Genomic DNA, 25,004 nt, shown 5'->3' with positions numbered 1-25,004 from the left:
CCACAGGAACGCTTCGTCGTTCCACCGCCTCCTGATCACCCGACACACCGAGGACACGCCCATGCCACTCGTCAGCCTCCGAGACGTCGCCAAGCGCTACCCGTCTCCGCAGAAGGGCGCCGCACCGATCGCCGCGATCGACGGCGTCGACCTCGACATCGAGGCCGGTGACGTCTTCGGGATCATCGGCTACTCGGGAGCCGGCAAGTCGACCCTCGTCCGCCTCATCAACGCGCTCGAGCCCGCGACGTCGGGGAGCATCGTCGTCGACGGCACCGAGGTGACGACGCTCTCGGAGCGCGGTCTCCGCGACCTCCGCCTCGGCATCGGGATGATCTTCCAGCAGTTCAACCTCTTCAACTCCAAGTCGGTGCGGAAGAACATCGCGTACCCGCTCGAGGTCGCCGGACGTCCCCGCGCGGAGATCCGCACCCGGGTCGACGAGTTGCTCACGTTCGTCGGGCTGGCCGACAAGGCCGACAACTACCCCGACCAGCTCTCCGGCGGACAGAAGCAGCGCGTCGGCATCGCTCGCGCGCTGGCGACCTCGCCCCGGATCCTGCTCGCGGACGAGGCGACGAGCGCCCTCGACCCCGAGACCACGCAGGAGGTCCTCGCGCTGCTCAAGCAGGTGAACCGCGACCTCGGTGTGACCATCGTCGTGATCACCCACGAGATGGAGGTGATCCAGTCGCTCGCGACGAAGGTCGCCGTCATGGAGCGCGGCAAGGTCATCGAGCAGGGCGACGTCTTCGAGGTGTTCTCCGACCCGCAGCACGCCGCGTCCAAGCGCTTCGTGTCGACGGTCATCAAGGGCGTCCCGTCACCGGCCGAGCTGTCGGTGCTCAAGGAACGACACGTCGGGCGCATCGTCACCCTGTCCTTCCGCGACGGCGACGCCTCGCAGGCGGGCGTCTTCCTCACGCTCGCGCAGGCGGGCGTCGACTTCGAGCTCGTGTACGGCGGGATCAACGACATCCAGGGTCGCGCGTTCGGCCACCTGACGCTCGCCCTCCGCGGCGACGACCAGACGATCGACGGAGCGCTGACCGCCGTCGGATCCCAGGCCACCGTGACGGAGGTGCGCTGACATGGACGCACTGATCGATCTGCTCCCGAAGCTCGGCGACGCGACCGTCGAGACCCTCTACCTCGTCTCCTTCAGCCTGCTCTTCGGTGGGATCGCCGGACTCGTCGTCGGCACCGGGCTCTACGTGACGCGGCCCGGCAACCTGTACTCGCACCCGGTGCTCTACGGCGTGCTCAACGTGATCGTGAACATCTTCCGGCCGATCCCGTTCATCATCTTCCTCGCAGCCGCCCAGCCGCTCTCACGACTCGTGATCGGCACCGGCATCGGTGCGAACGCCTTCATCTTCATCATCTCCCTGGCGGCGACCTTCGGCATCAGCCGCATCGTCGAGCAGAACCTGCTGACGGTGTCGCCCGGTGTCATCGAGGCCTCGCGTGCCGCGGGAGCGAGCCGGCTCCGGACGTTGCTGAGCATCGTCCTCCCGGAGGCGCTCGGTCCGCTGATCCTCGGCTACACCTTCGTGTTCGTGGTCATCGTCGACATGTCGGCGGTCGCGGGCTTCATCGGCGGTGGCGGGCTCGGTGCCTTCGCGATCCAGTACGGCTTCCGGCAGTTCGAGCCGGTCGTCACGTGGGCCGCGGTGATCATCATCATCCTGCTCGTACAGCTCATCCAGTTCTTCGGCAACTGGTTGGCCCGGAAGATCCTCCGGCGGTAGCTAGTCGAAGTCGAGGCTGAGCTTCCGCAGCAGGACGGTCAGTCGGGCCTGTTCGGTCGAGCTCAGCCCGTCGAGCAGGTCCGCCTCGGCGTCGACGAGGCGCGTGATGGCCGCGTCGACCGTGTTGAGTCCCGCGTTCGTCATCTGCACGAGGATGCCGCGGCCGTCGTTGGGGTCGCCCTGGCGTTCGACGAGTCCGCGCTCGACGAGGCGGTCGATGCGGTTCGTCATCGTGCCGCTCGAGACGAGCGTCTGGAGCAGGAGGGCCTTCGGACTCAGTCGGTAGGGGGAGCCGGCGCGACGGAGCGCCGCGAGGACGTCGAACTCCCACGGCTCCAGGTTCGACCGGGTGAAGGCCGCCCGCCGCGCACGGTCGAGGTGGCGTGACAGCCGGGCGACACGGGAGAGGATCTGGAGGGGCGAGAAGTCGAGGTCCGGGCGCTCGCGGTTCCAGGCGTCGACGATCCGGTCGACCTCATCGGTGCTAGCTGGCATCCCACCATTATCGAGGCACGGACGCCGGTCGGCCTGAATCGGGCGACGGGTGCTGAATCGATGGTCGTCCATCCATGGCAGAATTGACCACGCTGCCCGGCCTCCGGGTGGTGGTCCGCCATAGTGTAACGGCAGCACGGCAGCCTTTGGAGCTGTTCGGTCCAGGTTCGAATCCTGGTGGCGGAGCGACCGATCACCGACCGGGCGAGTCCCGGACCGAGGGGGAGCACACGTGACCGACGACCGTCTGGCCATCATCATCCTGGCTGCTGGCCAGGGAACCCGAATGAAGTCGGCGCTGCCGAAACTCCTGCACCCACTCGGCGGCGTGCCGATCGTCGGGCACGTGCTGGCGACCGCCCGCTCACTCGACGCCGGGCACGTCATCGCCGTGGTCCGCCATGAGCGCGACCGCCTCGTCGAGGCCATCGAGTCGGAGCTCCCCGGTGCGACCATCGTCGACCAGGACGAGCTGCCCGGCACCGGTCGCGCGGTGGAGCAGGCGCTCCTGGCACTGCCCGACGACTTCGACGGCGACGTCCTCGTGGTCAACGGCGACGTCCCGCTGCTGAACGCGGCCACGCTCACCACGCTCATCGAGCGCCACCGAAACCACGACGTCGCGGCGACGATCCTCTCGGCCATGCCCGACGACGCGACCGGCTACGGACGCATCATCCGCACCGAGGCCGGCGCCCTCGACTACATCGTCGAGCAGAAGGACGCGACCGACGCCGAGCGGGCCGTGAACGAGATCAACGCCGGCGTGTACCTCTTCGGTGTGAGCCAGCTCCGCGACGCGCTCGCCGAGGTCACCACCGACAACGCCCAGGGGGAGAAGTACCTCACGGACGTCATCGGCCTCCTGCGGCGCGCAGGCTCCGAGGTCTCGGCGCTTCCCGTGAGCGACTCCTGGCTGGTCGAGGGCATCAACGACCGCGCCCAGCTGAGCGCGGCCGCGGCCAAGCTGAACGCCCTCCTCGTGCGCGCCTGGCAGCTCGCCGGCGTGACCGTCCAGGACCCGGCCACGACCTGGATCGACATCAAGGCGCGGCTGCACGCCGACGTCACCCTCCTTCCCGGGACGCAGATCCTCGGCGCGACGGTCGTCGAGTCCGGTGCGACGATCGGCCCGGACACCACGCTCATCGACACCGAGGTCGGCGAGGGCGCGCGCGTCCGTCGCACGGACGCGACGCTGTCGGTCATCGGCGCCGGCGCCGAGGTCGGGCCGTTCGCCTACCTGCGACCCGGCACGGTGCTCGGCGAGCGCGGCAAGATCGGCACCTTCGTGGAGACGAAGAACGCGCAGATCGGCGAGGGCAGCAAGGTCCCGCACCTCAGCTACATCGGCGACACCGAGATCGGCGTCGAGTCGAACGTCGGCGCCGGCACGATCACCTCGAACTACGACGGTGTGCACAAGCACCGCACGACCATCGGATCGCACGTCCGCACCGGCGCGCACAACACGCTCGTCGCCCCGGTCAGTGTCGGCGACGGCGCATACTCCGGTGCCGGCACCGTCATCCGCAAGGACGTCCCGGCAGGGGCGCTGGCGTTGACGGTTGCGCAGCAGCGCAACGTCGAGGGCTGGGTCGAGCAGAAGCGCCCGGGTACGGCGGCTGCGACGGCAGCCGGCGCCGCCACGGCGGCACCGACCGCGGATGCCGTGTCGGACGACGCGGCTGCGGCTGGTAACGTCGACTCGTGAGTGAGGCCGGAGGACTCCGGCAGAAGGCAGGGTCTGTGTCAGGCATCACGGCGGACAACAAGAAGCAGCTGGTCCTCGTCTCCGGACGAGCCCACCCGGAGCTCGCCGAGGCGATCGCGGCGGAGCTCGACTCCGAGCTCCTCCCCACCGATGCCAGGACCTTCGCCAACGGCGAGATCTACGCCCGGTACGACGAGAGCATCCGCGGCACCGACGTCTTCGTCATCCAGTCGCACACCGCTCCGATCAACGAGTGGCTCATGGAGCAGCTCATCATGGTCGACGCGGCCAAGCGCGCGAGTGCCAAGCGCATCACCGTGGTCGCCCCGTTCTACCCGTACGCGCGCCAGGACAAGAAGGGTCGCGGACGCGAGCCCATCTCCGCCCGCCTCGTCGCAGACCTCTTCAAGGCCGCCGGTGCCGACCGCATCATGTCGGTCGACCTCCACGCCGCGCAGATCCAGGGCTTCTTCGACGGTCCCGTCGACCACCTCTTCGCCATGCCGGTCCTCCTCGAGCACTTCCGCGCGAAGCTCGACCCGTCGACGCTGACGGTCGTCTCACCCGACATGGGCCGCGTCCGCGTGGCCGACATCTGGAGCGACAAGCTCGGCGCACCGCTCGCCATCATCCACAAGCGCCGCGACCCGCTGGTCCCCAACCAGGTCAGCGTCCACGAGATCGTCGGCCAGGTCGAGGGCAGGGTCTGCCTGCTCGTCGACGACCTGATCGACACCGGACGCACGATCGTCAAGGCTGCCGAGGCACTCAAGAACGCCGGCGCCATCGGCGTCGTCGTCGCGGCCACCCACGCGGTGTTCTCCGACCCGGCGGTGGAGCTCCTGCAGAGCGACGCCATCGACTCGGTCGTCGTCACCGACACCCTCCCGGTCGATGAGGCCAAGCGCTTCGACAAGCTGACCGTCCTCTCGATCGCGCCGCTCATCGCCCGTGCGATCCACGAGGTCTTCGACGACGGCTCCGTGACGAGCATGTTCGACGGCGCCGCGTAGCCCGTCACCTTCCGCTGGTACGCAGAACGCCCGGTCCGACTCGGACCGGGCGTTCTGCGTCTGCTGGCTGCGAGCTAGTGGCTCGAACCCTCCTGCTCGACCTCACTGCGGTCGCCCGACCAGAGGGTGTGGAACGTGCCGTCGAGGTCGACGCGCTTGTAGGTGTGCGCACCGAAGAAGTCGCGCTGGCCCTGGACGAGCGCTGCGGGCAGACGTTCGGCGCGGAGGCCGTCGTAGTACGACAGCGACGACGAGAACGCCGGCGAGGGGATGCCCGCCTGAGCGGCCGCGACGACCACGCGGCGCCAGCTGTCCTGCGCCTCCGCGACGGCGTCGCTGAAGTAGGGCGCCGTCACGAGGGCGACCAGCTCGGGGTTCTCCTCGTAGGCCTCGGTGATGCGGTTGAGGAACTGCGCACGGATGATGCAGCCGCCACGCCAGATCTTCGCGATCTCGCCCTTCTTGATGTCCCAGCCGTACTGCTCGGCACCGGCGACGATCTCGTCGAAGCCCTGCGAGTAGGCGATGATCTTCGACGCGTAGAGCGCCTGGCGAACGTCCTCGACGAACTGGTCGGGGTCGGCGACGGTCCACTCCTCGGAGGGACCGGCGAGCTCGCGGGCCGCTGCGCGCTGCGCCGGCTTCGACGAGAGCGAACGGGCGAACACGGCTTCTGCGATGCCCGACACCGGGATGCCGAGGTCGAGTGCCGTCTGAACGGTCCACGCGCCGGTGCCCTTGGCGCCGGCCTGGTCGAGGATCACGTCGACGAGCGGCTGCCCGGTCTTCGCGTCGACCTGCTTGAGGACCTCGGCGGTGATCTCGATCAGGTAGCTCTCGAGTGTGCCTCGGTTCCACTCGGCGAAGATCTCCGCGATCTCGGCCGGCGACTTGCCGGTGCCGCGACGGATGAGGTCGTAGGCCTCGGCGATGAGCTGCATGTCCGCGTACTCGATGCCGTTGTGGATCATCTTGACGAAGTGGCCGGCGCCGTCGGTGCCGACGTGGGTGACGCAGGGCTCACCCTCGGCGATCGCGGCGATCGACTTGAGGATGGGGCCGAGGGTCTCCCACGCTTCGGCGGAGCCACCAGGCATGATCGACGGTCCCTTGAGCGCACCCTCCTCGCCGCCGGAGATACCGGCGCCGACGAAGTTGATGCCCGTCTCGCGGACGGCCTTCTCGCGGCGGATGGTGTCGGTGAAGAGTGCGTTGCCGCCGTCGACGATGATGTCGCCGGGCTCGAAGACCTCGGTGAGCTGCTGGATGACGGCGTCGGTGCCCTTACCCGCCTGCACCATGATGATCGCGGTACGTGGCTTCGAGAGCGACGCGGCGAACTCCTCGATGGTCTTCGACGCGACGAAGCCGGCCTCGGGGTGCTCGCTCACGAGCAGGTCGGTGCGTTCGGGGGAGCGGTTGTACACGGCGACCGTGTTGCCCTCGCGGCTCGCCAGGTTGCGCGCGAGGTTGCTGCCCATGACGGCCAGACCGACGACGCCGATGTTGGCGCGAGCTTCGGCGGTGTTCACCATGTGGTTCTCCTTCAGAGTGGGTGATGCGGGAAGCGTTCCGAGTGCTCAGGAGTCGACGGGGCGGCTGCAGGACAGCGGCGACACCCTCGTCGATCCGGGCACGGCCCGTCCTGCAACCGTAGCAAAGGGAGGTGTCGCTCCACCGCTTGACGACCCCGCGTGCGGGTGAGGTCCGAGCGGGCCGTGCGGGCGTGTCCGGTATCGTGCTGTGCGGGTCGGACGAGCCGGCCGACCGGCCGACGGCCGGAGACCGCAGGGGGTTCCGTGTGAATGCACCGCTCGTCGTCGTCATGGGCGTGTCCGGGTCGGGGAAGAGCACGACCGGAGTGCTGATCGCAGACCGGCTCGGGGTGCCCTTCATCGATGCCGACGCCCTGCACCCGCTCGAGAACGTGCGGAAGATGGCCGCCGGCACGCCGCTCGAGGACCCCGACCGCTGGCCCTGGCTCGCCCTCGTGGGCAAAGCGCTGGCAGACGCCTCGGACACCGGGCTCGTGATGGCCTGCTCCGCACTCCGACGGGTCTACCGGGAGGCGATCCTCGCGGAGGCGCCAGGGGTGCGGTTCGTGCTCCTCCACGGCTCGCGCGAGGTGCTCGGACGCCGGATGGAGGGCAGGAGCGGTCACTTCATGCCGCCGTCGCTCCTCGACTCCCAGTTCGCCCTCCTCGAGGACCTGGACGTCGACGAGCCGGGGTTCGTCGTGGACGTCGACGCCACCGTCGACGAGATCGTGGACGAGGCGGTCGCGGGCCTCAGCGCGGTGCGATAGACTCTCCCACTGAACTTCGGCGAGGGAAGCGGCCCGTGGCAGCTTCCGTGATCGACGCGGTGGTCTGGCTTCCGGCTTTTCCTCACGCAGATACGCGTTCGAGTTGACTCATCCATTCCGCCGCGCATCGTCGCGGCACGACCAACCGGGTGCAAGACCCGTGAGGAGAACATCATGTCCGATGACCTGAAGGTCACCGCGGAACTCCGCGAATCGTTCGGCAAGGGCGCAGCCCGCAAGCTCCGTGCCCTCGGCAAGATCCCGGCCGTGCTCTACGGCCACGGCACCGAGCCCGTGCACGTCTCGCTGCCCGGCCACCAGATGCTGCTCATCCTCCGCAAGTCCAACGCGGTGCTCGAGCTCGACATCGACGGCAAGGGCCAGCTCGCGCTGGTCAAGGACGTCCAGAAGGACCCCGTGCGCCAGATCATCGAGCACCTCGACCTCATCGTCGTCAAGAAGGGCGAGAAGGTCCAGGTCGACATCCCCGTGCACGTCGAGGGCGAGTCCGCCGCCGGCACCATCCTCAACCAGGACGCCACCACGGTGAGCCTCGAGGTCGAAGCGACCCACATCCCCGAGCGCGTCACCGTCAGCGTCGAGGGCCTCGAAGAGGGCGCCCAGATCCTGGCCGGCGACCTCGAGCTCCCGAAGGGCGCGTCGCTCATCACTGAGGCCGACGTCCTCATCGTCGCGATCGCCGTGCCGGCCGCTCCGGTGGACGAGGAGACGGAGGCCGCTGAGGCCGCCGCCGAGGAGACCGCAGCCGAGGCCGAGGCCGCCGAGTAGTCACCACTCCAGCAGACGAACCTGTCGCCCGCCCGCCCCGATAGTCTCGGAGCATGGCAGGCGGCAGGTTCGCTCGGTTTCTGGCCGGTCTCACCGGACGGGCCGAGGCGTTCGATCAGGAAGGCAGCATGGCTGCAGACACGTGGCTCATCGTCGGGCTCGGGAACCCGGGCGAGCAGTACGCCCGCAACCGGCACAACGTCGGGCAGATGGTCCTTGACGAGCTCGCGAAGCGCATCGGCGGGACCTTCAAGACCCACAAGGGCAACGCGCGCGTGGCTGAGGGGCGTCTCGTGCCCGGCGGCCCGAAACTCGTGCTCGGCAAGCCCAACAGTTACATGAACCTCTCCGGCGGCCCGACCGCTGCGCTCGCCCAGTTCTTCTCCGTCGACCCCGACCATGTCATCGCCGTCCACGACGAGCTCGACATCCCGTTCGACTCGATCAAGCTCAAGCAGGGCGGCGGGCACGGTGGGCACAACGGCATCCGCGACATCGCCTCAGCGCTGAAGACCCCGGAATTCCTGCGGGTCCGGGTCGGAATCGGGAGGCCGCCGGGCCGCCAGGACGCCGCCGACTTCGTCCTCAAGGACTTCGCGGGAACGGAACGGGAGCAGCTCCCGATGCTGATTTCGGACGCCGCGGACGCGGTCGAACTCCTCGTGAACGAGGGCCTGTTGGCTGCACAGACCCGGTTCCACGGCGCCTGACGCCCGCTCAGCTGAGCGGTGAGCGGTCGCGTCGGGCCTGACGCGTGCCGGCGCCGACGAGCGTCGCGCCCACCAGGAGCAGCCCGCTGATGAGCAGTGCGGCTGAGCTGGGGACCTCGGCTCCCGTCCGGGCCAACGGAGCCTCCGGTTGGAGTGGAGCGAGCCCCCACACGATGCCGAGCGAGGTGTGGAGCGCCCCCGTCGAGACACGGGGTGCGTCCGGGAGCGGTAGGCGACCGGCGACGGCGGACGTCACCGACCCGGTGGGGGCGAGGTCCGACGCGCGCGAATACCCGGTCAGGACCGCCTCGAACGTGTGGGAGAACGAGCCGTGGTCGAGTGCGGTCGGTGTCAGGACGAGCGGCTCAGTGCTGGTGCAGACCGTCGAGGCACCAGGCTCGATGAACTCGCTGCTGCAGGTGAGGCGGGTGTCCGGCGTCTCGGCGAGGGTGATGTCGCCCAGCGCGTTCTCGCCGGTGTTCGTGACCGTCGCGATGACACGCAAGCGGTCACCGGGGTCGATCGTGACGGTCTCGCCCTCGACCGGAACCCACGATCCGTCGGCACCCTGGATCTCGAGGTGGACGGTGCCCTCCACGGCCAGCGCGGGGACGAGCACGCGATAGGTGGTCTCGTCCGTGCTGCTGAGCCCCGCGGCGGTCTGCTCCACGCGGACGACCGCCTCGCCGGACTCGACGACATCGGTGCTTGCGCAACTCCAGCGGCCGGCCGGGTCCACGGTGGTCTCACACAGGGTGTGGCCCTCGCCGTCGCGCACGGCGATGTCGGCGCCCGGCTCGCCCGTTCCGGCGGAAGTCGGTCGTGAGGACTCCACGACGGCGCCGGATGCCGGGCTCTCGATCACGACCCGGTCGACGGCGCTCAGGGCCGGCTGCGAGCCGAGGTCGAGCCCGCGGACGGCGTCACCCTCCACGGCGACGGTCAGCGAGCCGCGAGCGACCGGTGTGACGTCGACCTCGATCGTGCAGGACTCCTGTCCCGCCGCGAGGTCGCCGGTGAACGCGATGTCGGCCCCGGCCCCAGGAGCGGTCACCTCTGCCGTGCAGCTCGTGGTCACTCGCGGATCGGCTGTGACCGCGAGTCCGCCGGGCAGGACCGTCCGCACGGACCAGCCGGCCTTCGCGGCGAGTTCCGGGGTGTTGTGCACGATGAAGCGGAGACGGACCGTCTCACCGACGACGGCGGTGTCCTGCGACAGCTCGACATCGAGGGTCGGGGTCAGGTCGATGATGCTCAGATCGTCGAAGGCGTGGTCGTTGCCCGATCCGCCGCCACGTCCGTTTCGCATCACGACGCCGATCGAATCATCGTCGATGAAGATGGAGGAGTCGGCCGCGAAGTGGCCGGCACGAGCCGAGACGCCGCCGTGGCTGAACGATTCGGCACGGTCGTCCGTGCACGGATCGATCGCCTGCTCGGACACCGGGTGTTCGACGCCGTCGGAGGTTCGCAGCGCCAGCTGCAGTGCGGTGGGCACCGCTGCGAAGCAGTTCAGGGACGCGACGTTCACGGAGGCGGTCAGGAAGCGGCCAGTGCCGGTAGCAAGTGGGATCGGCGTGGTCGTCTCCAGTTCGACCGCGCCGTCTGGACCGTTCGTCTGGGTATAGGCCGCAACGGCGGAGTTGGTCCCGGGACCGGTGCCGTTGAGGACGCCCAGCACTCCGGCGAGGGCGCGGACGTTCGCCATGGCGCTCGCGGCATCGAGGCAGTCGCCGGGCTCGGCGCCCGTCACGGAGGCGGACAGGATGAAGCCGTTGCATGCCGCTCGGTCCGTCCAGAAGTCGTCGGCGTCGAACCGCAGGTCCGAATGGCCCAGGTAATCGCGGATCGACATGGGCGTACCGGTGTCGGGGGCGCGTTCGAAGTCCTCGTGGAAGACCTCACCGCGTGGAGTGCCTGCTGCGTCAGTCGGTGGCCCGGAGGCCGCCGCTCCGGCCGGGGCCGTTTGGATCATCGAGAGGGTCCATCCGACTGCCAGCACGAGCGTCGTGGTCAGGATCGGACGGAGTGGGCTGGTCGAAACGCGCATGCAGCATCCCAAGAAATCATCGGATGGGGGAGGCCGCCAGCGTAGCAGTGCTGGTCTGCTGAGATATCAGACGATCGAGGGGTGAATACCCGAAGAAGCGGACGCCGACGGCTCAGGCGCGTACGTACCGCGAGATCAACAGCTCGTCCGCGCGCAGGAGGTGCTGCAACCGCATCGGTCGCGGTGCTTCGGACGCGGGACCCGCAGCGACCCGGACGCTCTCTCCGCCGACGAGCGCCGGACTGATCGTCAGGCAGAGCTCGTCGACGGCGTCGGCGGCGATGAACGAGCCGAAGAGCGCCGGCCCACCCTCGCACAGGATCTGCCGCAGACCACGGTCGGAGAGTGCCTGGACGACTCGCGCCGGTTCGACGTGTTCCTCGCCGCACGCGACCACGTCGGCGACCGCCTCGAGTGCTGCGCGCTTCGCGGGGTCGGCGCGGTCGGTCGTCACGACGAGCGGCCTGACCGGAGCCTGGGTGAAGACCTCCGAGCGCAGGTCGAGGTCGAGCGAGCCCGACACGATCGCGAACACCGGGTGCAGGGGGAGGTCGTGGTCGTCGCGCCACATCGCGGCGTCGACATCGAGCCGCATGGCACCGTAGCCCTCGTCGCGCACGGTGCCGGCACCGACGAGCACGACATCGGCGAGTCGACGCAGGATGTCGAACACGGTCTTGTCGGCAGGGCCGCCGAGCCCGCCGGAGACTCCGTCGACGGTCGCTCCACCGTCCAGGCTCGTCACGAAGTTCACGCGGACGGTCGTGACGGAGCGGTCCTCGACGGTGTAGGCCGCCACGAGCTCGTCAACCGACAGCGGTCGGTCCTGCGCGGGGACCAGGCTCGTGATGCTGGGGGTGCTCATGTGACTCCTCGAGGGTTCCGGATCAGACGTTGTGGACGGGCGCCACCGGTGCGCGGAAGCCGAGGATCGCCTCGGTCATCCGCACGGCCGCGATCGACTCGGGCACGGCGTGCATCCGCACGATGCGGGCACCGAGGAGGACGCACGCCGCGGCGGACACCAGGGAGCCCTCAAGCCGTTCCGACTTCGGCCGGTCGAGGGACTCGCCGATGAAGTCCTTGTTCGAGACCGCGGCGAGCGTCGGCAGCCCGAGCGCGGCGATCTCGTCGAACCGCCGGGTGAGTTCGAGCGTCTGCACGGTGTTCTTGTTGAGGTCGTGCCCGGGGTCGACGATGAGCCGCGACTCGGGGATGCCGTGCGAGAGCGCGAGGTCGACGCGGGCTGTGAGGAAGGCGGCGACCTCACCGGCGACGTCGTCGTAGTGGGGACGGGGATGCGGCTGCCTGGGCCTGGCGAGACTGTGCGTGATGACGAGGGTGGCCTCGCTCGCTGCGACGACGTCCGCGAGCGCCGGATCGTGGATCCCCGTGGTGTCGTTGATGACGGAGGCGCCCGCCGCGATGCAGGCCGCGGCCACCTCGGGGCGGAAGGTGTCGACGGAGATGACGACGTCGCTCCGTGCGGCGAGCGCCTCGACGACGGGGAGCACGCGGTCGATCTCCTCGGCGGTGGGGATCTCCGGCCCGGGGGCGAACTTGGCTCCGCCGATGTCGACCCAGTCGGCGCCCTGTTCTGCGGCGGTCACGGCGGCGTCGACGGCGCGGTCGAGTAAGAACGTCGCGCCCTGGTCGAAGAAGGAGTCCGGGGTGCGGTTGATGATCGCCATGACCGCGACCTGCTTCGAGAAGTCGAACGTCCGCGCTCCGATCCGGCGGATCGGTTGGCGGATCGGGGGGAGCGGGAAGCCGCCGGTCCGTTCGGGGTGTCGGTCTGACCGGGGCTCCGTGCTCGTCATGGGTCAATCATGACGCGTCCGGCGCGCGAGGATGCCGCGTGACGCGTCGTCCGCAGCCGATTGACAGCGGTGACCGGCGGGCGATCGGGTCATGGGTGTCGGTGGCTCGGCGTAGGCTGTCCCGGTGACGCTTCAGGGTTTGACTCACGCGCTTCGGCGCGCCGCAACGATCGACGATGCCCTCGCGTACGCGGGCAAGAGCGCGGACTTCTCCGTGATCGACGGGCTGCGTGCACCGCTCCTCGCGGCGCTCATGGACGAGCGCGGTCGGCAGGGTGCCGCCCAGGCGGCCCTCGTCGTCACCGCGACCGGCCGTGACTCCGAGCGGCTCCGCTCCGCGCTCAGCGACCTCATGCCCGAGGCCGAGATCGTCGAGTTCCCGGCCTGGGAGACCCTGCCGCACGAACGCCTCAGCCCGAGCGCTGAGATCGTCGGCCGACGCCTGGAGGCGCTGCGGCGGCTCGGCGCCTGGACAGGGGAGCGGCCGTTCCTCCTCGTCGCCTCCGTTCGCGCCGCGCTGCAGCCCGTGGCCGACAACCTCACCGAGACCGCTCCGATCGAGCTCGTCCAGGGCGGTCGCGGGCACGACCTCGCCGCGATCGCGCTGCGCCTCGTCGAACTCGCGTACACCCGGGTCGACATGGTCTCGCGGCGTGGTGAGTTCGCGTTGCGCGGTGGCATCCTCGACGTCTTCCCTCCGGTCGCCGACCACCCGTACCGGGTCGAGTTCTTCGGCGACGAGGTCGACGGCATCCGGGCGTTCTCGGTCGCCGACCAGCGATCGCTGCCCGAGCCGGTCGACGCGATCCGCCTGCCGCCATCTCGGGAACTGCTTCTCAGCCCGGCCGTCCGGCAGCGCGCCGCGGAGATGCAGCACGAGTTCCCGAGCCTCACCGGCATCCTCGTGAAGATCGCGGAGGGCATCGCGGTGGAGGGCATGGAGTCCCTCTCCCCGGCCCTCGTCGACCGCCTCGTCCCGATCACCCACTACCTGCCGGATGGAGCGGCCGTCGCCGTCGTGTCGCCGGAGCGCGTCGTCACGCGGTCGATCAGCCTCGCCGAGACGAATCGCGAGTTCCTCGCCGCCGCATGGAGCGCCGCGACCGTCGGTGCGAACGCGCCGATCGACCTCGCCTCCGGCGACTTCATCTCGCTGGGCGCCCTGAAGGAGTCCGTCACCTTCAGCGCTCCCGGCCAGCCGGCAGCCGACCACCCGTGGTGGACGTTCAGCGGCTTCCGCGCCGGCCCCGACGTCGAGACGCTCCCGGAGCACCTCGAACTCGACGAGCTCCTCACCGTCACGGTCGACGGCGACACCGTGCCGAGCTTCCACGGCAACGTCGAGGGCGCCATCGAACACGTCGCCGACCGCATCCGCGAGGGGTGGACGGTCGTCGTCGCCGCCCGCGGGGTCGGTCTCGTCGAGCGCGCGGCGGACGTCCTCGCCGAGCACGAGATCGCCGCTCGCATGGTCGACGAGCTGCCCGCCGACCCGGAGCCCGGCGTCGCCTACCTGCTGCAGGCCGACGTCGAGGGCGGTTTCGAGCTCGAGACGTCGAAGCTCATGCTGCTCGGCGAGACCGAGTTCTACGGACGCACCGCCGGGTACGACTCGCGCCTGGTCAAGAAGCTCGCCACCCGACGCAAGAACGTCGTCGACCCGATGCAGCTCCGGTCCGGCGACTTCGTCGTGCACCAGACCCACGGCATCGGCAAGTTCGTCGAGATGACCCAGCGCGAGGTCTCGAGCGGCGGACGCAACCCGGTGAAGAGCACCCGCGAGTACCTCGTCCTCGAGTACGCACCCTCCAAGCGCGGGTACCCGGGCGACAAGCTGCTCGTCCCCACGGACCAGCTCGACCTGCTCACCCGCTACGTGGGCGGCGAGGCTCCGCAGCTCAGCAAGATGGGCGGCAGCGACTGGTCGCAGGCGAAGAGCAAGGCGCGCAAGGCCGTCCGCGACATCGCCGTCGAGCTGGTCAAGCTCTACTCGGCGCGCATGGCGTCGAAGGGGCACGCCTTCGGCCCCGACACCCCATGGCAGCGCGAGCTCGAGGAGGCGTTCCCGTTCGCGGAGACCCCCGACCAGCTGCAGACCATCGACGAGGTCAAGGCCGACATGGAGCGCGAGATCCCGATGGACCGCCTCCTCTCCGGCGACGTGGGGTTCGGGAAGACCGAGGTCGCCGTCCGTGCCGCGTTCAAGGCCGTCCAGGACGGCAAGCAGGTCGCGATGCTGGTGCCGACCACGCTGCTCGTCAAGCAGCACTTCGAGACCTTCCAGGAGCGGTTCGCCGGGTTCCCGGTACACCTGCGGCCGCTCAGCCGGTTCCAGTCCGACAAGGAGGCTCGGGAGGCGCTCGCCGGACTCGCCGACGGCACGGTCGACGTCATCATCGGGACGCACCGGCTCCTCACCGACAAGGTGCAGTTCAAGGACCTCGGTCTCGTGATCATCGACGAGGAGCAGCGGTTCGGTGTCGAGCACAAGGACGCCCTCAAGAAGTTGAAGACGAACGTCGACATCCTGGCCATGAGCGCGACCCCGATCCCGCGCACGCTCGAGATGGCGGTCACCGGCATCCGGGAGATGTCCACGCTCGCCACGCCACCGGAGGACCGCCACCCGATCCTGTCCTTCGTCGGTCCGTACAACGGCAAGCAGGTCGGTGCGGCGATCCGGCGCGAGCTCCTGCGCGAAGGCCAGATCTTCTTCGTGCACAACCGGGTCTCGTCCATCAGCCGGGTCGCGGCGGACCTCGCGGAGCTCGTCCCCGAGGCACGCATCGCCATCGCTCACGGTCAGCTCGGCGAGGCCGCGCTCGAACAGGTCGTGGTCGACTTCTGGGAGCGCCGCTTCGACGTCCTCGTCTGCACGACGATCATCGAGACCGGCCTCGACATCTCGAACGCCAACACGATCATCATCGACCGCGCCGACAAGTACGGACTGAGCCAGCTGCACCAGCTGCGGGGTCGTGTCGGGCGAGGTCGTGAGCGCGCCTACGCCTACTTCCTCTACGACGAGCACAAGCCGCTCTCCGAGACCGCCCACGACCGGCTCTCGACCATCGCGGCCAACAACGAGCTCGGCAGCGGTATGCAGGTCGCCCTGAAGGACCTCGAGATCCGTGGCGCCGGCAACATGCTCGGCGGTGAGCAGGCCGGCCACATCGCGGGAGTGGGCTTCGACCTCTATCTCCGCATGATCGGCGAGGCCGTGTCCACCTTCCGAGGCGACGTCGCCGAGGGGCAGACCGAGCTCCGGCTCGAGCTACCCGTCGACGCACACATCCCCGAGGAGTACGTCGACAGTGAGCGGCTGCGGCTGGAGGCCTACCAGAAGCTGTCGGCCGCGTCCGGGCCGGCGGCGAAGGACGGTCAGATCGACCTCGTGATCGACGAACTCACCGACCGCTACGGCGAGCCGCCGGCGCAGGTGAGCACGCTCATCGCCGTCTCGAGGCTCCGCCAGCGTGCGCAGCGCTCGGGACTCAGCGACCTCATCGCCGTCGGACCGAACCTGCGGGTCACCCCTGCCGACCTCCCCGACTCGATTCAGACGCGGTTGCGACGCATGTATCCCGGCGCGAAGTACCTGGCCCAGACGAACACCGTCATCGTGCCGTTGCCGCGCGTCGGCGACGAACCGCTGGCCGACACCGACCTCATCGCCTGGGTGCAGCAGTTCCTGAACGCGATCTACCCGCTGCCGGAGGGCTCGACGTCGTCCTAGCGGGCAGCAGGAGATGGGCCCGCGGGACGACAGCGGCGGTACCCGCGGCCGATCCGACAGCCGTCGTCCATCCCTAGCGTGGAGGGATGAAGAAGTTCCTCCGCATCGTCCTCACTGGGGTCGTGGCGCTCGTAGCGCTCGTGCTCGCCGGGCTCCTCACGACCACCATCGTCAACACCGCCGCATCCGCTGCTGAAGCCACGCGCATCGAGGAGTACGGGCAGCGGGTCGAGGTCGACGGTAAACGCATGAACGTGTCGGTGACGGGAGACGGTGATCAGACGATCGTCCTCCTGCCCGGCTTCGGCACCGGTTCGCCCGTGCTCGACTTCTCGCCGCTCGTCGGGGAGCTCTCGTCGTCGTACCGGGTGATCGTGGTCGAGCCCTTCGGTTACGGGCTGAGCGACCAGACCGACGTGCCGCGAACGACCGAGAACATCGTGTCCGAGATCCACGAGGCGGTCGCCGGGCTCGGCACCGACCGGTACGTGTTGATGGGGCACTCCATCGCGGGGATCTACGCGCTGGACTACGTCGAGCGGTTCCGCGACGAGGTGACGGCGTTCGTCGGTGTCGACAGCAGCGTGCCCGATCAGCCGGGCATGGACGCCGCGCTGCCGGTCGGCGCCCTGCGTGCGGCGAAGGCGCTCGGCATCACCCGGGTCGTCACGGCGCTGTCGGGCGACCCGTACCCCGATCCGCCGTACGACCAGCACACGCGTGAGCAGCTCGGGATGATCTCGCTGCGCAACACCTCGAGTGCGACGTCCTCGGACGAGATGTCGCGCATCGGGGCGAACTTCCGTGCGGCGAAGGGGAAGACCTTCCCGACGGACCTCCCGGTGCTGCTCTTCGCCCAGCGGGACAACCTGACGGTGGAGGGGTGGCTGCCGCTCCATGAGGAGCAGGCTGCGAGCGTCGACCGAGGCGAGGTCGTGCCGCTCGACGCCGACCACTACCTGCACCACACGAAGTCCCGCGAGATCGCCGCGGACGTCGACCGCTTCCTCGCGACTCCGGGCGTCGGGTAGCCGGTCGACGGGCCAGGCCGTCGGTCTGCGGACGGACGTATGCTGGTGCCCACGATCCCGTCGAGTCGGAGGAACCCATGGCGACCAGCATCCGGACGAAGCAGGAGCCGCAGGTGGTCGTGGCCGACGCCGTGGCCCGGCTCCGACAGACCTTCGACCGCGGCACCACGAAGCCCGTGGCCTGGCGGCTCCGTCAACTCCGAGCGCTGAAACAACTGCTCCTCGAACGCGGTGGCGAGCTCGAGCGGGCGCTGGCGACCGACCTGGGCAAGAGCGGCACCGAGGCGCAGATCACCGAGATCGGCCTCCTCGTCGGCGAGATCGACCACACGCTGAAGCACCTCAAGCGCTGGGTGCGGCCTCGACGCGTTGCGGTGCCGCTCACCCTCGCCCCCGCGTCGGCATCGGTCGTGGCGGAACCGGTCGGCGTCGTCCTCGTCATCGGCCCGTGGAACTATCCGGTCCAGCTCTGCATCGGTCCCGTCATCGGGGCGCTCGCCGCGGGTGACGCCGTCCTGCTGAAGCCCAGCGAGCTCGCCCCCGCCACGAGCGCCGCACTCGCGCGCCTCCTCCCGGAGTACCTCGACGACCGTGCCGTCGCGGTCGTCGAGGGCGATGCGGCGGTCGCCACCGCCCTCCTCGCCGAGCGGTTCGACCACATCTTCTACACGGGTGGCGCCACCGTGGGCAAGGTCGTCGCCCGGGCCGCGGCGGAGCATCTGACCCCGATCACCCTGGAACTCGGCGGGAAGTCGCCGGTGTACGTCGACGACACCGTCGACCTCGCGGATGCGGCCCGCCGGATCGTCTGGGGCAAGCTCATGAACGCCGGCCAGACCTGCGTCGCCCCCGACTACCTGCTCGCGACGCGGTCGGTCGCCGATCGGCTCGTCCCGTACCTGCGCGACGCGATCGCAGCCCTCTACGGCCCGGACCCCGCCGACAGTGCCGACTACGGCCGCATCATCTCCGACAGGCACTTCGACCGGGTCAGCGGTCTGCTCGACGGTCTCGAACCGGCCCTCGGCGGCGAGGTCGACGCCTCGGAACGGTACATCGCCCCGACCGTCGTGAACGGCGTCGACGCTTCGGCGTCGATCATGCAGGAGGAGATCTTCGGTCCGATCCTGCCGATCCTCCACGTGTCCGGGCTCGAACAGGCCATCGCGCACATCCGGGCGGGGGAGAAACCGCTCGCGCTTTACGTCTTCAGCGATGACCGCGCCACGCGGAAGCGGTTCACGCGCGACACCTCCTCCGGCGCGTTGGCGTTCGGCGTGCCGGCCGCCCACCTCCTCGTGCCGGGTCTGCCGTTCGGCGGTGTCGGGGCCAGCGGAATGGGCGCGTATCACGGTCGCCATTCCTTCGACACGTTCAGTCACGCGAAGGCGGTGTTCTCCAAGCCGCTGTCTCCGGACACGCTGTCGCTCGTCTACCCGCCTTTCACCGAAGCGCGCGACCGGATCGCGCGATTGATCTCGAAGACCGGCAGCACCGACGGCCGCCGCCCGTGGGGAGCCCGTCGGTGAGCAGCGAGCCCGTCGGCGACACCTCCGCTGAGCGCCTCGTCGACGCCATGCGGCAGATCCGCGACCGCTGTGTGTGGACGCAGGGCATCGATCACGACATGCTCGTGCCGTACCTCATCGAGGAGAGCTACGAGCTCGTCGAAGCGGTCGAGGCCGGGACGCGCGACGAACTCGTCGAGGAACTCGGCGACGTACTGTGGCAGGTCGTCTTCCATGCGGAGATCGCATCCCGTGACGCCGATGCACCGTTCGACTTCGACGACGTCGCCGAGGCCGTCACCCACAAGATGGTCCACCGTCATCCGCACGTGTTCGGCGACGAAGCAGCGCCGACCCCGGAGGACGTGGTGCGCGTCTGGAACGCCGCGAAGGCCGAGGAGAAGGCGAAGCGCAGCAGCGCGCTCGAGGGGATTCCGCAGGGGATGCCGTCGCTCGCCCTGGCCGACAAGGTGCTCGGCAGGGCCGTGCCGCTCGGAGTCGGACCGATGGCCGTCGCCGATGTCGTCGACGACGAGGACGCCCTGGGGGAGCAGCTCCTCGCCGTGGTCGCTGCAGCACGGGCGAACGGGCTCGACGCGGAACGGGCGCTCCGGGGTGCCGTCCGTCGGTTGAGCGCGCGGGTGCGGGACGCCGAGCGTCCGGTGGCATCACCGACCGACGACTGAGCGAGGGTCACCGGGCGCCTGCTCACGGTGCCCGTTCCCCGCCATGCCAGAATTGAGGCATGGCAGCTCCAGTGAACCCGCCGCGCGGCATGCGCGATTTCCTCCCCGCCGACAAGGCCCGCCGGGAGCACGCGCTGGCCACCATCCGTCGCGTCTTCACCGCGCATGGCTTCGACGAGATCGAGACGCCCGTGGTGGAGGAGTACGAGCGGCTGCACTCGGGGCTCGGCGGCGACAACGAGAAGATGGCGTTCAACATCCTCCGGCGGAAGCTCACCCCGGAGGCCATCGTGGCCGCAGCGGACAACCAGACCGAACTCACCGACCTCGGCCTGCGCTTCGACCTCACCGTGCCGCTCGCCCGGTTCTACGCGACGCACCGGGCCGAGCTCCCGCCGGTGTTCCGATCGATCCAGATCGCTCCGGTCTGGCGCGGTGAACGTCCGCAGCAGGGCCGGTACCGCCAGTTCGTGCAGTGCGACATCGACATCATCGGAGAGTCGTCGAACCTCGCGGAGACCGAGCTCATCATCGCGACCCTCGGGGCCCTCGCCGGGCTCGGCATCACCGGCTGCAGCGTGCGGATCAACGACCGCCGACTCCTCATCGGGATGCTCGAATCGCTGGGCTTCCCCGCCGATGAGCACGCACAGGTGCTCATCACGATCGACAAGCTCGACAAGATCGGTCAGCAGGGCGTGGTCGCCGAACTGCGCGACCGTGGCGTCGACGCCACCGCCGTCGATGCACTCGAGGCCTTCTTCTCCCGTCCGCAGACGATGGAGTTCAACACCTTCGGCGAGCGGGCGATCCGCAAGGCGCTGCCGCTCGGTGCCGATGACGCCGTCGTCGCGGAGCTCGACGCGCTCGGGAAGGGCGTCGCTGCGGCGACCTCCCTCCAAGGTCAGCCGGCCGACCCCTTCGCGAACCCGCTGGTGTTCGACCCCTTCCTGGTGCGGGGCATGGGGTACTACACGGGCGCCATCTTCGAGATCGCGCACCCCGACCTCGGGTACTCGCTCGGCGGCGGTGGTCGCTACGACGGCATGATCGGGCGTTTCCTCGGCCAGGACGTGCCGGCGGTCGGATTCTCGATCGGCTTCGAGCGCATCGTCGACCTCATCGAGCTCCCCGCCGGAGCGGCCGCGGATGCCGTCGTGCTCGTGCACGACCGCGACGTGCCGCCGGTGACGCTGGTCGCGTTGAAGGCCAAGCTCGTCGCCCAGGGGCGTCGGGTGCGCCTCGAAGCCCGCGTGAAGAACCTCAAGGCCCTCCTCGACCGCGTGTCGGCAGCCGGCTTCGGCGCCTTCACGTTCGTCTCGGCCGACTCGACGCTCGAGTCGCTCGAGTTCAAATCGCTCGACTGACGATTCCCGCGTCCGCTTCCCGATCCTCGGCGCGCTTCCGAGCCGCTGCCCAGCTCGTCGGTGCAGGATGGAGCATTCGGCCGGATCGCCTCCCTCGAGCGATCCGACCGCTCTGCCCCCGATCGAAGAACTGGTTCCCCCGATGAGCGTCATGGCCCCTGCAGCGCGGCCGCAGCGCGCCCCGGAGTCGACCGGCCCCACGCGCCGCCGGGTGAGCCTCGTCCGGCGCCGGGCGACGACGCTCGCGCTGGCCGTCGGAGTCCCGCTCGCCCTGCTGACGGCCGCCCACGCCCTCGTCCCCGACATCCTCGGCCTCGGGCTCGTCTGGGACAACGCCCTGCCGTGGACGTGGGTCCTGCTGCCGGTGCTCTTCCTCGTCCTCCTCGTCGCCCGCACGCCGGGCGCCGTGATCGGTCTCCTCGCGCCGACGCTCGTCTGGGCCTTCCTGTTCGGCCCCGGCGTCGTCCCCATGGGCGACGGGCGCTCGGCGGTGCCGGCTGAGGCCTCCCTCACGGTCGCCAGCCAGAACCTCGGGCCGGAGGGCGACCCCGCGGTCATCGCGGGTTCCCTCCAGGCGAGCGGTGCGGATCTCATCGCGCTCCAGGAGATCGAGGACCACGACCGCGAACCACTCGCCGCGACGCTCGACGAGCAGTATCCGTACTCCGTGCTCACGGGGACGGTGGGTCTCTGGAGCCGCTATCCGATCGCCGACTCGGTCGGGCTGAAGCTCGGCCTCGACTGGTACCGGGCGATCAACGCCGTCGTCGACACCCCGTCCGGGGCCGTGAGCGTCTACGTGATCCACGCCGACTCCGCGCGTCCGGGTGCGCACGCCGAACGGGACGTGATGCTCGCGGAGTTGGCCGAAACCGTCGCGGCGAACACCCGCGATCGGATCGTCGTCATGGGCGACTTCAACGCCTCTGCCTCCGACCGGGCGCTCGCCGCACTCCAGAGCGAGGTGACGGAGCCCAACCAGAGCGAGGGAGGCTTCGGACTCACCTGGCCGGCGGGGACACCGCTCATGCGACTCGACCACGTCTTCGTCCGCGGCATGACCGCGACCCACAACGCCGTCGGCGACGCCGAGGGCAGCGACCACCACGGCATCGTGTCGAGCTTCCGGCTCGACCGCTGACCGCGCGCCTCGCGCGACGATCCGCGGCTCTGCGCCCGTTCAGCCGATGTCACTAGACTGAGCGCGGGCGGCCGTCGTACCCGTCCCACGTCCCAATCCCCACAAGGAGAACATCAGTGGCACTCATCGAGGCAGTAGGCGCTCGCGAAATTCTCGACTCCCGAGGCAACCCGACCGTCGAGGTCGAGGTGCTCCTGGAAGACGGCACGGTCAGCCGTGCGGCAGTCCCGTCCGGCGCATCGACCGGTGCGTTCGAAGCGTACGAGCTGCGTGACGGCGATGCCGCGCGTTACCTCGGCAAGGGTGTCGAGAAGGCGGTCGACGCCGTCCTCGACGAGATCGGCCCGGCACTCGAGGGCATCGAGGCGGACGACCAGCGCCTCGTCGACCACACCATGATCGAGCTCGACGGCACCGAGAACAAGAGCCGCCTGGGCGCGAACGCGATCCTCGGTGCGAGCCTCGCGGTCGCCCGTGCCGCTGCGGACTCCGCAGACCTGTCGCTCTACCGCTACGTCGGCGGCGCCAACGCCCACGTCCTCCCGGTCCCGATGATGAACATCATCAACGGTGGCTCGCACGCCGACACCGGCGTCGACATCCAGGAGTTCATGATCCTCCCGATCGGCGCTCCGAGCTTCCGTGAGGCGCTCCGCTGGGGCACCGAGACGTACCACACGCTCAAGGGCCTGCTGAAGTCGAAGGGCTTCGCGACCGGCCTCGGCGACGAGGGCGGCTTCGCCCCCGACTTCGAGCACAACCGTGCGGCCCTCGACTTCATCGTCGAGGCCATCGAAAAGGCCGGCTTCACGGTCGGAACCGACATCGCGCTCGGCCTCGACGTCGCCTCCAGCGAGTTCTACAAGGACGGCGCGTACCAGTTCGAGGGCAAGGCGCTCAACAGCACCGAGATGACCGCGTACTACGCCGACCTCGTCGCGAACTACCCGCTCATCACCATCGAGGACCCGCTGGCCGAGGACGACTGGGCGGGCTACGCCCACCTCACCCCCGAGCTCGGCTCCAAGGTCCAGATCGTCGGCGACGACCTGTTCGTCACGAACCCGAAGCGTCTCGCCGACGGCATCGCCAAGGGTGCGGCGAACTCGCTGCTCGTCAAGGTCAACCAGATCGGGACGCTCACCGAGACGCTCGACGCGGTCTCCCTCGCTCAGCGCTCCGGCTACACGACGATCCTGTCGCACCGCTCCGGCGAGACCGAGGACACCACGATCGCCGACCTCGCGGTCGCGACGAACGCGGGCCAGATCAAGACCGGTGCGCCTGCGCGCAGCGAGCGGGTCGCGAAGTACAATCAGTTGCTGAGGATCGAAGAGGAGCTGGGCCAGGCAGCCGTCTACGCCGGCCGCAGCGCCTTCCCCCGGTTCACCGCCTAAGCATCGTCACCTGAAGGCTCTCAGGGGTGCCGATCGGCACCCCTGAGAGCCTTCGTCGTGTGCGGGAGGCGCCTGTGAAGAAGCCATCGATGCCGGCCGGCGGCGAGTCGAAGCGCACGCCGTCCGGCAGCGGAGCAGCGTCCTCCTCGTCCTCCGGCTCGTCGAAGCAGCGACCGGCGTCGAAGCCCCGATCGAACTCCGCGGATGCCTCCGCCAAGCGCTCCTCCTCGTCCTCCAAGCGCCCGGCGGGAGCCACCGCGAAGCCCGCACGCTCCGCAGCCACAGCCCCGCGGTCGACGACGAAGGCACCGCGATCCGCATCGGCCGGTTCCTCGGCACCGCGCTCGCGGACCGGCTCGACACGGACCACCCCGGCACGCCAGTCGGACGCCGGTGGCTGGTTGCGGAGTCTGCGACTGTCCGGGTTCAGCGTCCTGCTCCTCGGGATCCTCGTGCTCGGGGTCGTCGTCCTCGCGCCGAACCTCAAGACCTTCCTCGAGCAGCGGCAGCAGATCGCCGCGCTGGAGGCCGGTGTCGCCGACACCCAGAAGCAGGTGGACGCGCAGCAGGCCGAACGCGAGCGCTGGAACGACCAGAGCTACGTCATGACCCAGGCGCGCGATCGCCTGTTCTACGCCCTACCCGGCGAGGTCAGCTACATCATCATCAACGACGTCGACCCGGCCTCGCTGCCCACCACCGAGACACCCGTGAGCGACACGCTCGTCGACTCGCAGTCCGACTGGCTCGACGGGCTGCTGTCCTCGCTCGTCGCCACCGGCTACTCGCCGGCCCCGGTCGCGACCGAGACCCCTGCTCCCACGCAGACGACGCCTCCCGCCGGCGGCTGACGTCCGGACGCAGTGGTGAACCCGGCGATAATGGAACCATGAGCACCCCTCCCTTCGGCCCAGTCTCCGAGCGCGACGTCGAGATCGTGTCGGCGCAACTGGGACGCCCGGCGCGGAACGTCGTCGGCATCGCGGCGCGCTGTGTCTGCGGCGCCCCGACGGTCGTCTCCACCGCTCCTCGCCTGGCCGACGGCACGCCGTTCCCCACGTTCTACTACCTGACCCACCCGGCCGCCACGGCCGCGGTCTCCTCGCTCGAGGCGACCCAGGTGATGAACGAGTACAACGAGCTCCTGGCCGAGGACGAAGCGGTCCGCGCTGCCTACGCCACCGCACACACGGCCTACCTCGCCGACCGCACGTCCATCGCCGAGGTCGCCGAGATCGACGGGATCTCCGCCGGCGGCATGCCGGTGCGGGTCAAGTGCCTCCACGCGCTCGTCGGCCACGCCCTCGCGGCGGGTCCGGGCGTCAACCCCATCGGCGACCTCGCGCTCGACCGCGCGAGCTGGAGCCCCGAGGTGTGCGCATGCGCGGACGGCCAGGCGGGGCAGGGATAGGCCCCGCACGCGACGGGGGTCGCCTGTGGGGGAGTGACGGACCGCGACGCGGAGACCGTCGTCGTCCGCGCGGCCTCCGA

The 25,004-nt window shown here is 69.6% G+C and carries 21 protein-coding genes and 1 tRNA gene; 17 read left to right on the top strand and 5 right to left on the bottom strand.

What is annotated here, in order from left to right:
• Positions 1–61: 61 nt before the first annotated feature.
• Positions 62–1,090, top strand: coding sequence for a methionine ABC transporter ATP-binding protein (locus HOW07_RS04170; RefSeq protein WP_175116164.1), 1,029 nt, complete (start codon positions 62–64; stop codon positions 1,088–1,090).
• Position 1,091: 1 nt separating this feature from the next.
• A complete protein-coding gene (locus tag HOW07_RS04165; RefSeq protein WP_064296483.1) occupies positions 1,092–1,751 on the top strand; it encodes a methionine ABC transporter permease in 660 nt (219 codons plus the stop codon).
• On the opposite strand, the gene HOW07_RS04160 is transcribed toward HOW07_RS04165, so the two are convergent.
• Entirely contained in the window at positions 1,752–2,246 is a 495-nt protein-coding gene (locus HOW07_RS04160; RefSeq protein ID WP_064296482.1) for a MarR family winged helix-turn-helix transcriptional regulator, read from the bottom strand.
• Between the two features lie 114 nt (positions 2,247–2,360).
• Between HOW07_RS04160 and HOW07_RS04155 the strand changes: the two genes are divergently transcribed.
• From HOW07_RS04155 to HOW07_RS04145, 3 genes are all read left to right on the top strand, one after another.
• Positions 2,361–2,432: transfer RNA gene (locus tag HOW07_RS04155), tRNA-Gln, on the top strand.
• A gap of 46 nt (positions 2,433–2,478) precedes the next feature.
• Entirely contained in the window at positions 2,479–3,960 is a 1,482-nt protein-coding gene (gene glmU, locus HOW07_RS04150) for a bifunctional UDP-N-acetylglucosamine diphosphorylase/glucosamine-1-phosphate N-acetyltransferase GlmU (protein ID WP_175116163.1), read from the top strand.
• Between the two features lie 35 nt (positions 3,961–3,995).
• Positions 3,996–4,973, top strand: coding sequence for a ribose-phosphate diphosphokinase (locus HOW07_RS04145; protein ID WP_064296480.1), 978 nt, complete (start codon positions 3,996–3,998; stop codon positions 4,971–4,973).
• Positions 4,974–5,047: 74 nt separating this feature from the next.
• Here HOW07_RS04145 and gndA read toward each other — a convergent pair whose 3' ends face one another.
• Positions 5,048–6,508 carry an NADP-dependent phosphogluconate dehydrogenase gene (gene gndA, locus HOW07_RS04140; protein ID WP_121289895.1) on the bottom strand — a complete coding sequence of 487 codons (1,461 nt, stop codon included), beginning with the start codon at positions 6,506–6,508 and terminating at the stop codon, positions 5,048–5,050.
• A 266-nt stretch (positions 6,509–6,774) separates the two neighbouring features.
• Here gndA and HOW07_RS04135 point away from each other — a divergent pair, with 266 nt between their 5' ends.
• The 3 genes from HOW07_RS04135 (at position 6,775) to pth (ending at position 8,777) form a co-directional block, all read left to right on the top strand.
• A complete protein-coding gene (locus tag HOW07_RS04135) occupies positions 6,775–7,278 on the top strand; it encodes a gluconokinase (RefSeq protein ID WP_371743574.1) in 504 nt (167 codons plus the stop codon).
• 174 nt (positions 7,279–7,452) lie between these two features.
• On the top strand, positions 7,453–8,067 hold the full coding sequence (locus HOW07_RS04130; protein ID WP_064296478.1) for a 50S ribosomal protein L25/general stress protein Ctc: 615 nt from the start codon (positions 7,453–7,455) through the stop codon (positions 8,065–8,067).
• 128 nt (positions 8,068–8,195) lie between these two features.
• Entirely contained in the window at positions 8,196–8,777 is a 582-nt protein-coding gene (pth, locus tag HOW07_RS04125) for an aminoacyl-tRNA hydrolase (protein WP_175116162.1), read from the top strand.
• Positions 8,778–8,784: 7 nt separating this feature from the next.
• Here pth and HOW07_RS04120 read toward each other — a convergent pair whose 3' ends face one another.
• The 3 genes from HOW07_RS04120 to folP all read right to left on the bottom strand — a co-directional run bounded on the left by HOW07_RS04120 (position 8,785) and on the right by folP (position 12,647).
• Complete coding sequence (locus HOW07_RS04120; RefSeq protein WP_175116161.1) at positions 8,785–10,827, bottom strand: Ig-like domain-containing protein; 2,043 nt, start codon at positions 10,825–10,827, stop codon at positions 8,785–8,787.
• A gap of 112 nt (positions 10,828–10,939) precedes the next feature.
• Positions 10,940–11,692 carry a pyrimidine reductase family protein gene (locus HOW07_RS04115; RefSeq protein ID WP_079001997.1) on the bottom strand — a complete coding sequence of 251 codons (753 nt, stop codon included), beginning with the start codon at positions 11,690–11,692 and terminating at the stop codon, positions 10,940–10,942.
• Between the two features lie 22 nt (positions 11,693–11,714).
• On the bottom strand, positions 11,715–12,647 hold the full coding sequence (folP, locus tag HOW07_RS04110) for a dihydropteroate synthase (protein ID WP_175116160.1): 933 nt from the start codon (positions 12,645–12,647) through the stop codon (positions 11,715–11,717).
• Between the two features lie 124 nt (positions 12,648–12,771).
• Here folP and mfd point away from each other — a divergent pair, with 124 nt between their 5' ends.
• The 9 genes from mfd to HOW07_RS04065 all read left to right on the top strand — a co-directional run bounded on the left by mfd (position 12,772) and on the right by HOW07_RS04065 (position 24,924).
• Positions 12,772–16,383 (top strand): transcription-repair coupling factor, encoded by a 3,612-nt coding sequence (gene mfd, locus HOW07_RS04105; protein ID WP_175116159.1) that lies wholly within the window; start codon positions 12,772–12,774, stop codon positions 16,381–16,383.
• 86 nt (positions 16,384–16,469) lie between these two features.
• Complete coding sequence (locus HOW07_RS04100) at positions 16,470–17,414, top strand: alpha/beta fold hydrolase (protein ID WP_175116158.1); 945 nt, start codon at positions 16,470–16,472, stop codon at positions 17,412–17,414.
• A gap of 77 nt (positions 17,415–17,491) precedes the next feature.
• Complete coding sequence (locus tag HOW07_RS04095) at positions 17,492–18,943, top strand: aldehyde dehydrogenase family protein (RefSeq protein WP_175116157.1); 1,452 nt, start codon at positions 17,492–17,494, stop codon at positions 18,941–18,943.
• Complete coding sequence (locus tag HOW07_RS04090; RefSeq protein ID WP_285039329.1) at positions 18,940–19,608, top strand: MazG family protein; 669 nt, start codon at positions 18,940–18,942, stop codon at positions 19,606–19,608. Before HOW07_RS04095 ends, HOW07_RS04090 begins: the two co-directional genes overlap by 4 nt.
• Before the next feature lie 59 nt (positions 19,609–19,667).
• On the top strand, positions 19,668–20,975 hold the full coding sequence (gene hisS / locus HOW07_RS04085; protein ID WP_175116156.1) for a histidine--tRNA ligase: 1,308 nt from the start codon (positions 19,668–19,670) through the stop codon (positions 20,973–20,975).
• A 151-nt stretch (positions 20,976–21,126) separates the two neighbouring features.
• Positions 21,127–22,116 (top strand): endonuclease/exonuclease/phosphatase family protein, encoded by a 990-nt coding sequence (locus HOW07_RS04080; protein ID WP_175116155.1) that lies wholly within the window; start codon positions 21,127–21,129, stop codon positions 22,114–22,116.
• Positions 22,117–22,232: 116 nt separating this feature from the next.
• Positions 22,233–23,513, top strand: coding sequence for a phosphopyruvate hydratase (gene eno / locus HOW07_RS04075; RefSeq protein WP_079002010.1), 1,281 nt, complete (start codon positions 22,233–22,235; stop codon positions 23,511–23,513).
• Positions 23,514–23,587: 74 nt separating this feature from the next.
• Complete coding sequence (locus HOW07_RS04070) at positions 23,588–24,364, top strand: septum formation initiator family protein (protein WP_121289911.1); 777 nt, start codon at positions 23,588–23,590, stop codon at positions 24,362–24,364.
• Positions 24,365–24,402: 38 nt separating this feature from the next.
• Positions 24,403–24,924: a DUF501 domain-containing protein gene (locus HOW07_RS04065; RefSeq protein ID WP_064296467.1), complete on the top strand. Its 522-nt coding sequence runs from the start codon at positions 24,403–24,405 to the stop codon at positions 24,922–24,924.
• The last annotated feature ends 80 nt before the right edge of the window (positions 24,925–25,004 follow it).

Origin of the sequence: Plantibacter sp. MCCC 1A11337 (assembly GCF_013349365.1) — a bacterium.
Lineage (GTDB): Bacteria > Actinomycetota > Actinomycetes > Actinomycetales > Microbacteriaceae > Plantibacter > Plantibacter flavus_A.
The sequence above is the reverse complement of the archived record's forward strand: the minus strand, read 5'-3'. Positions and strand labels throughout refer to the sequence as shown.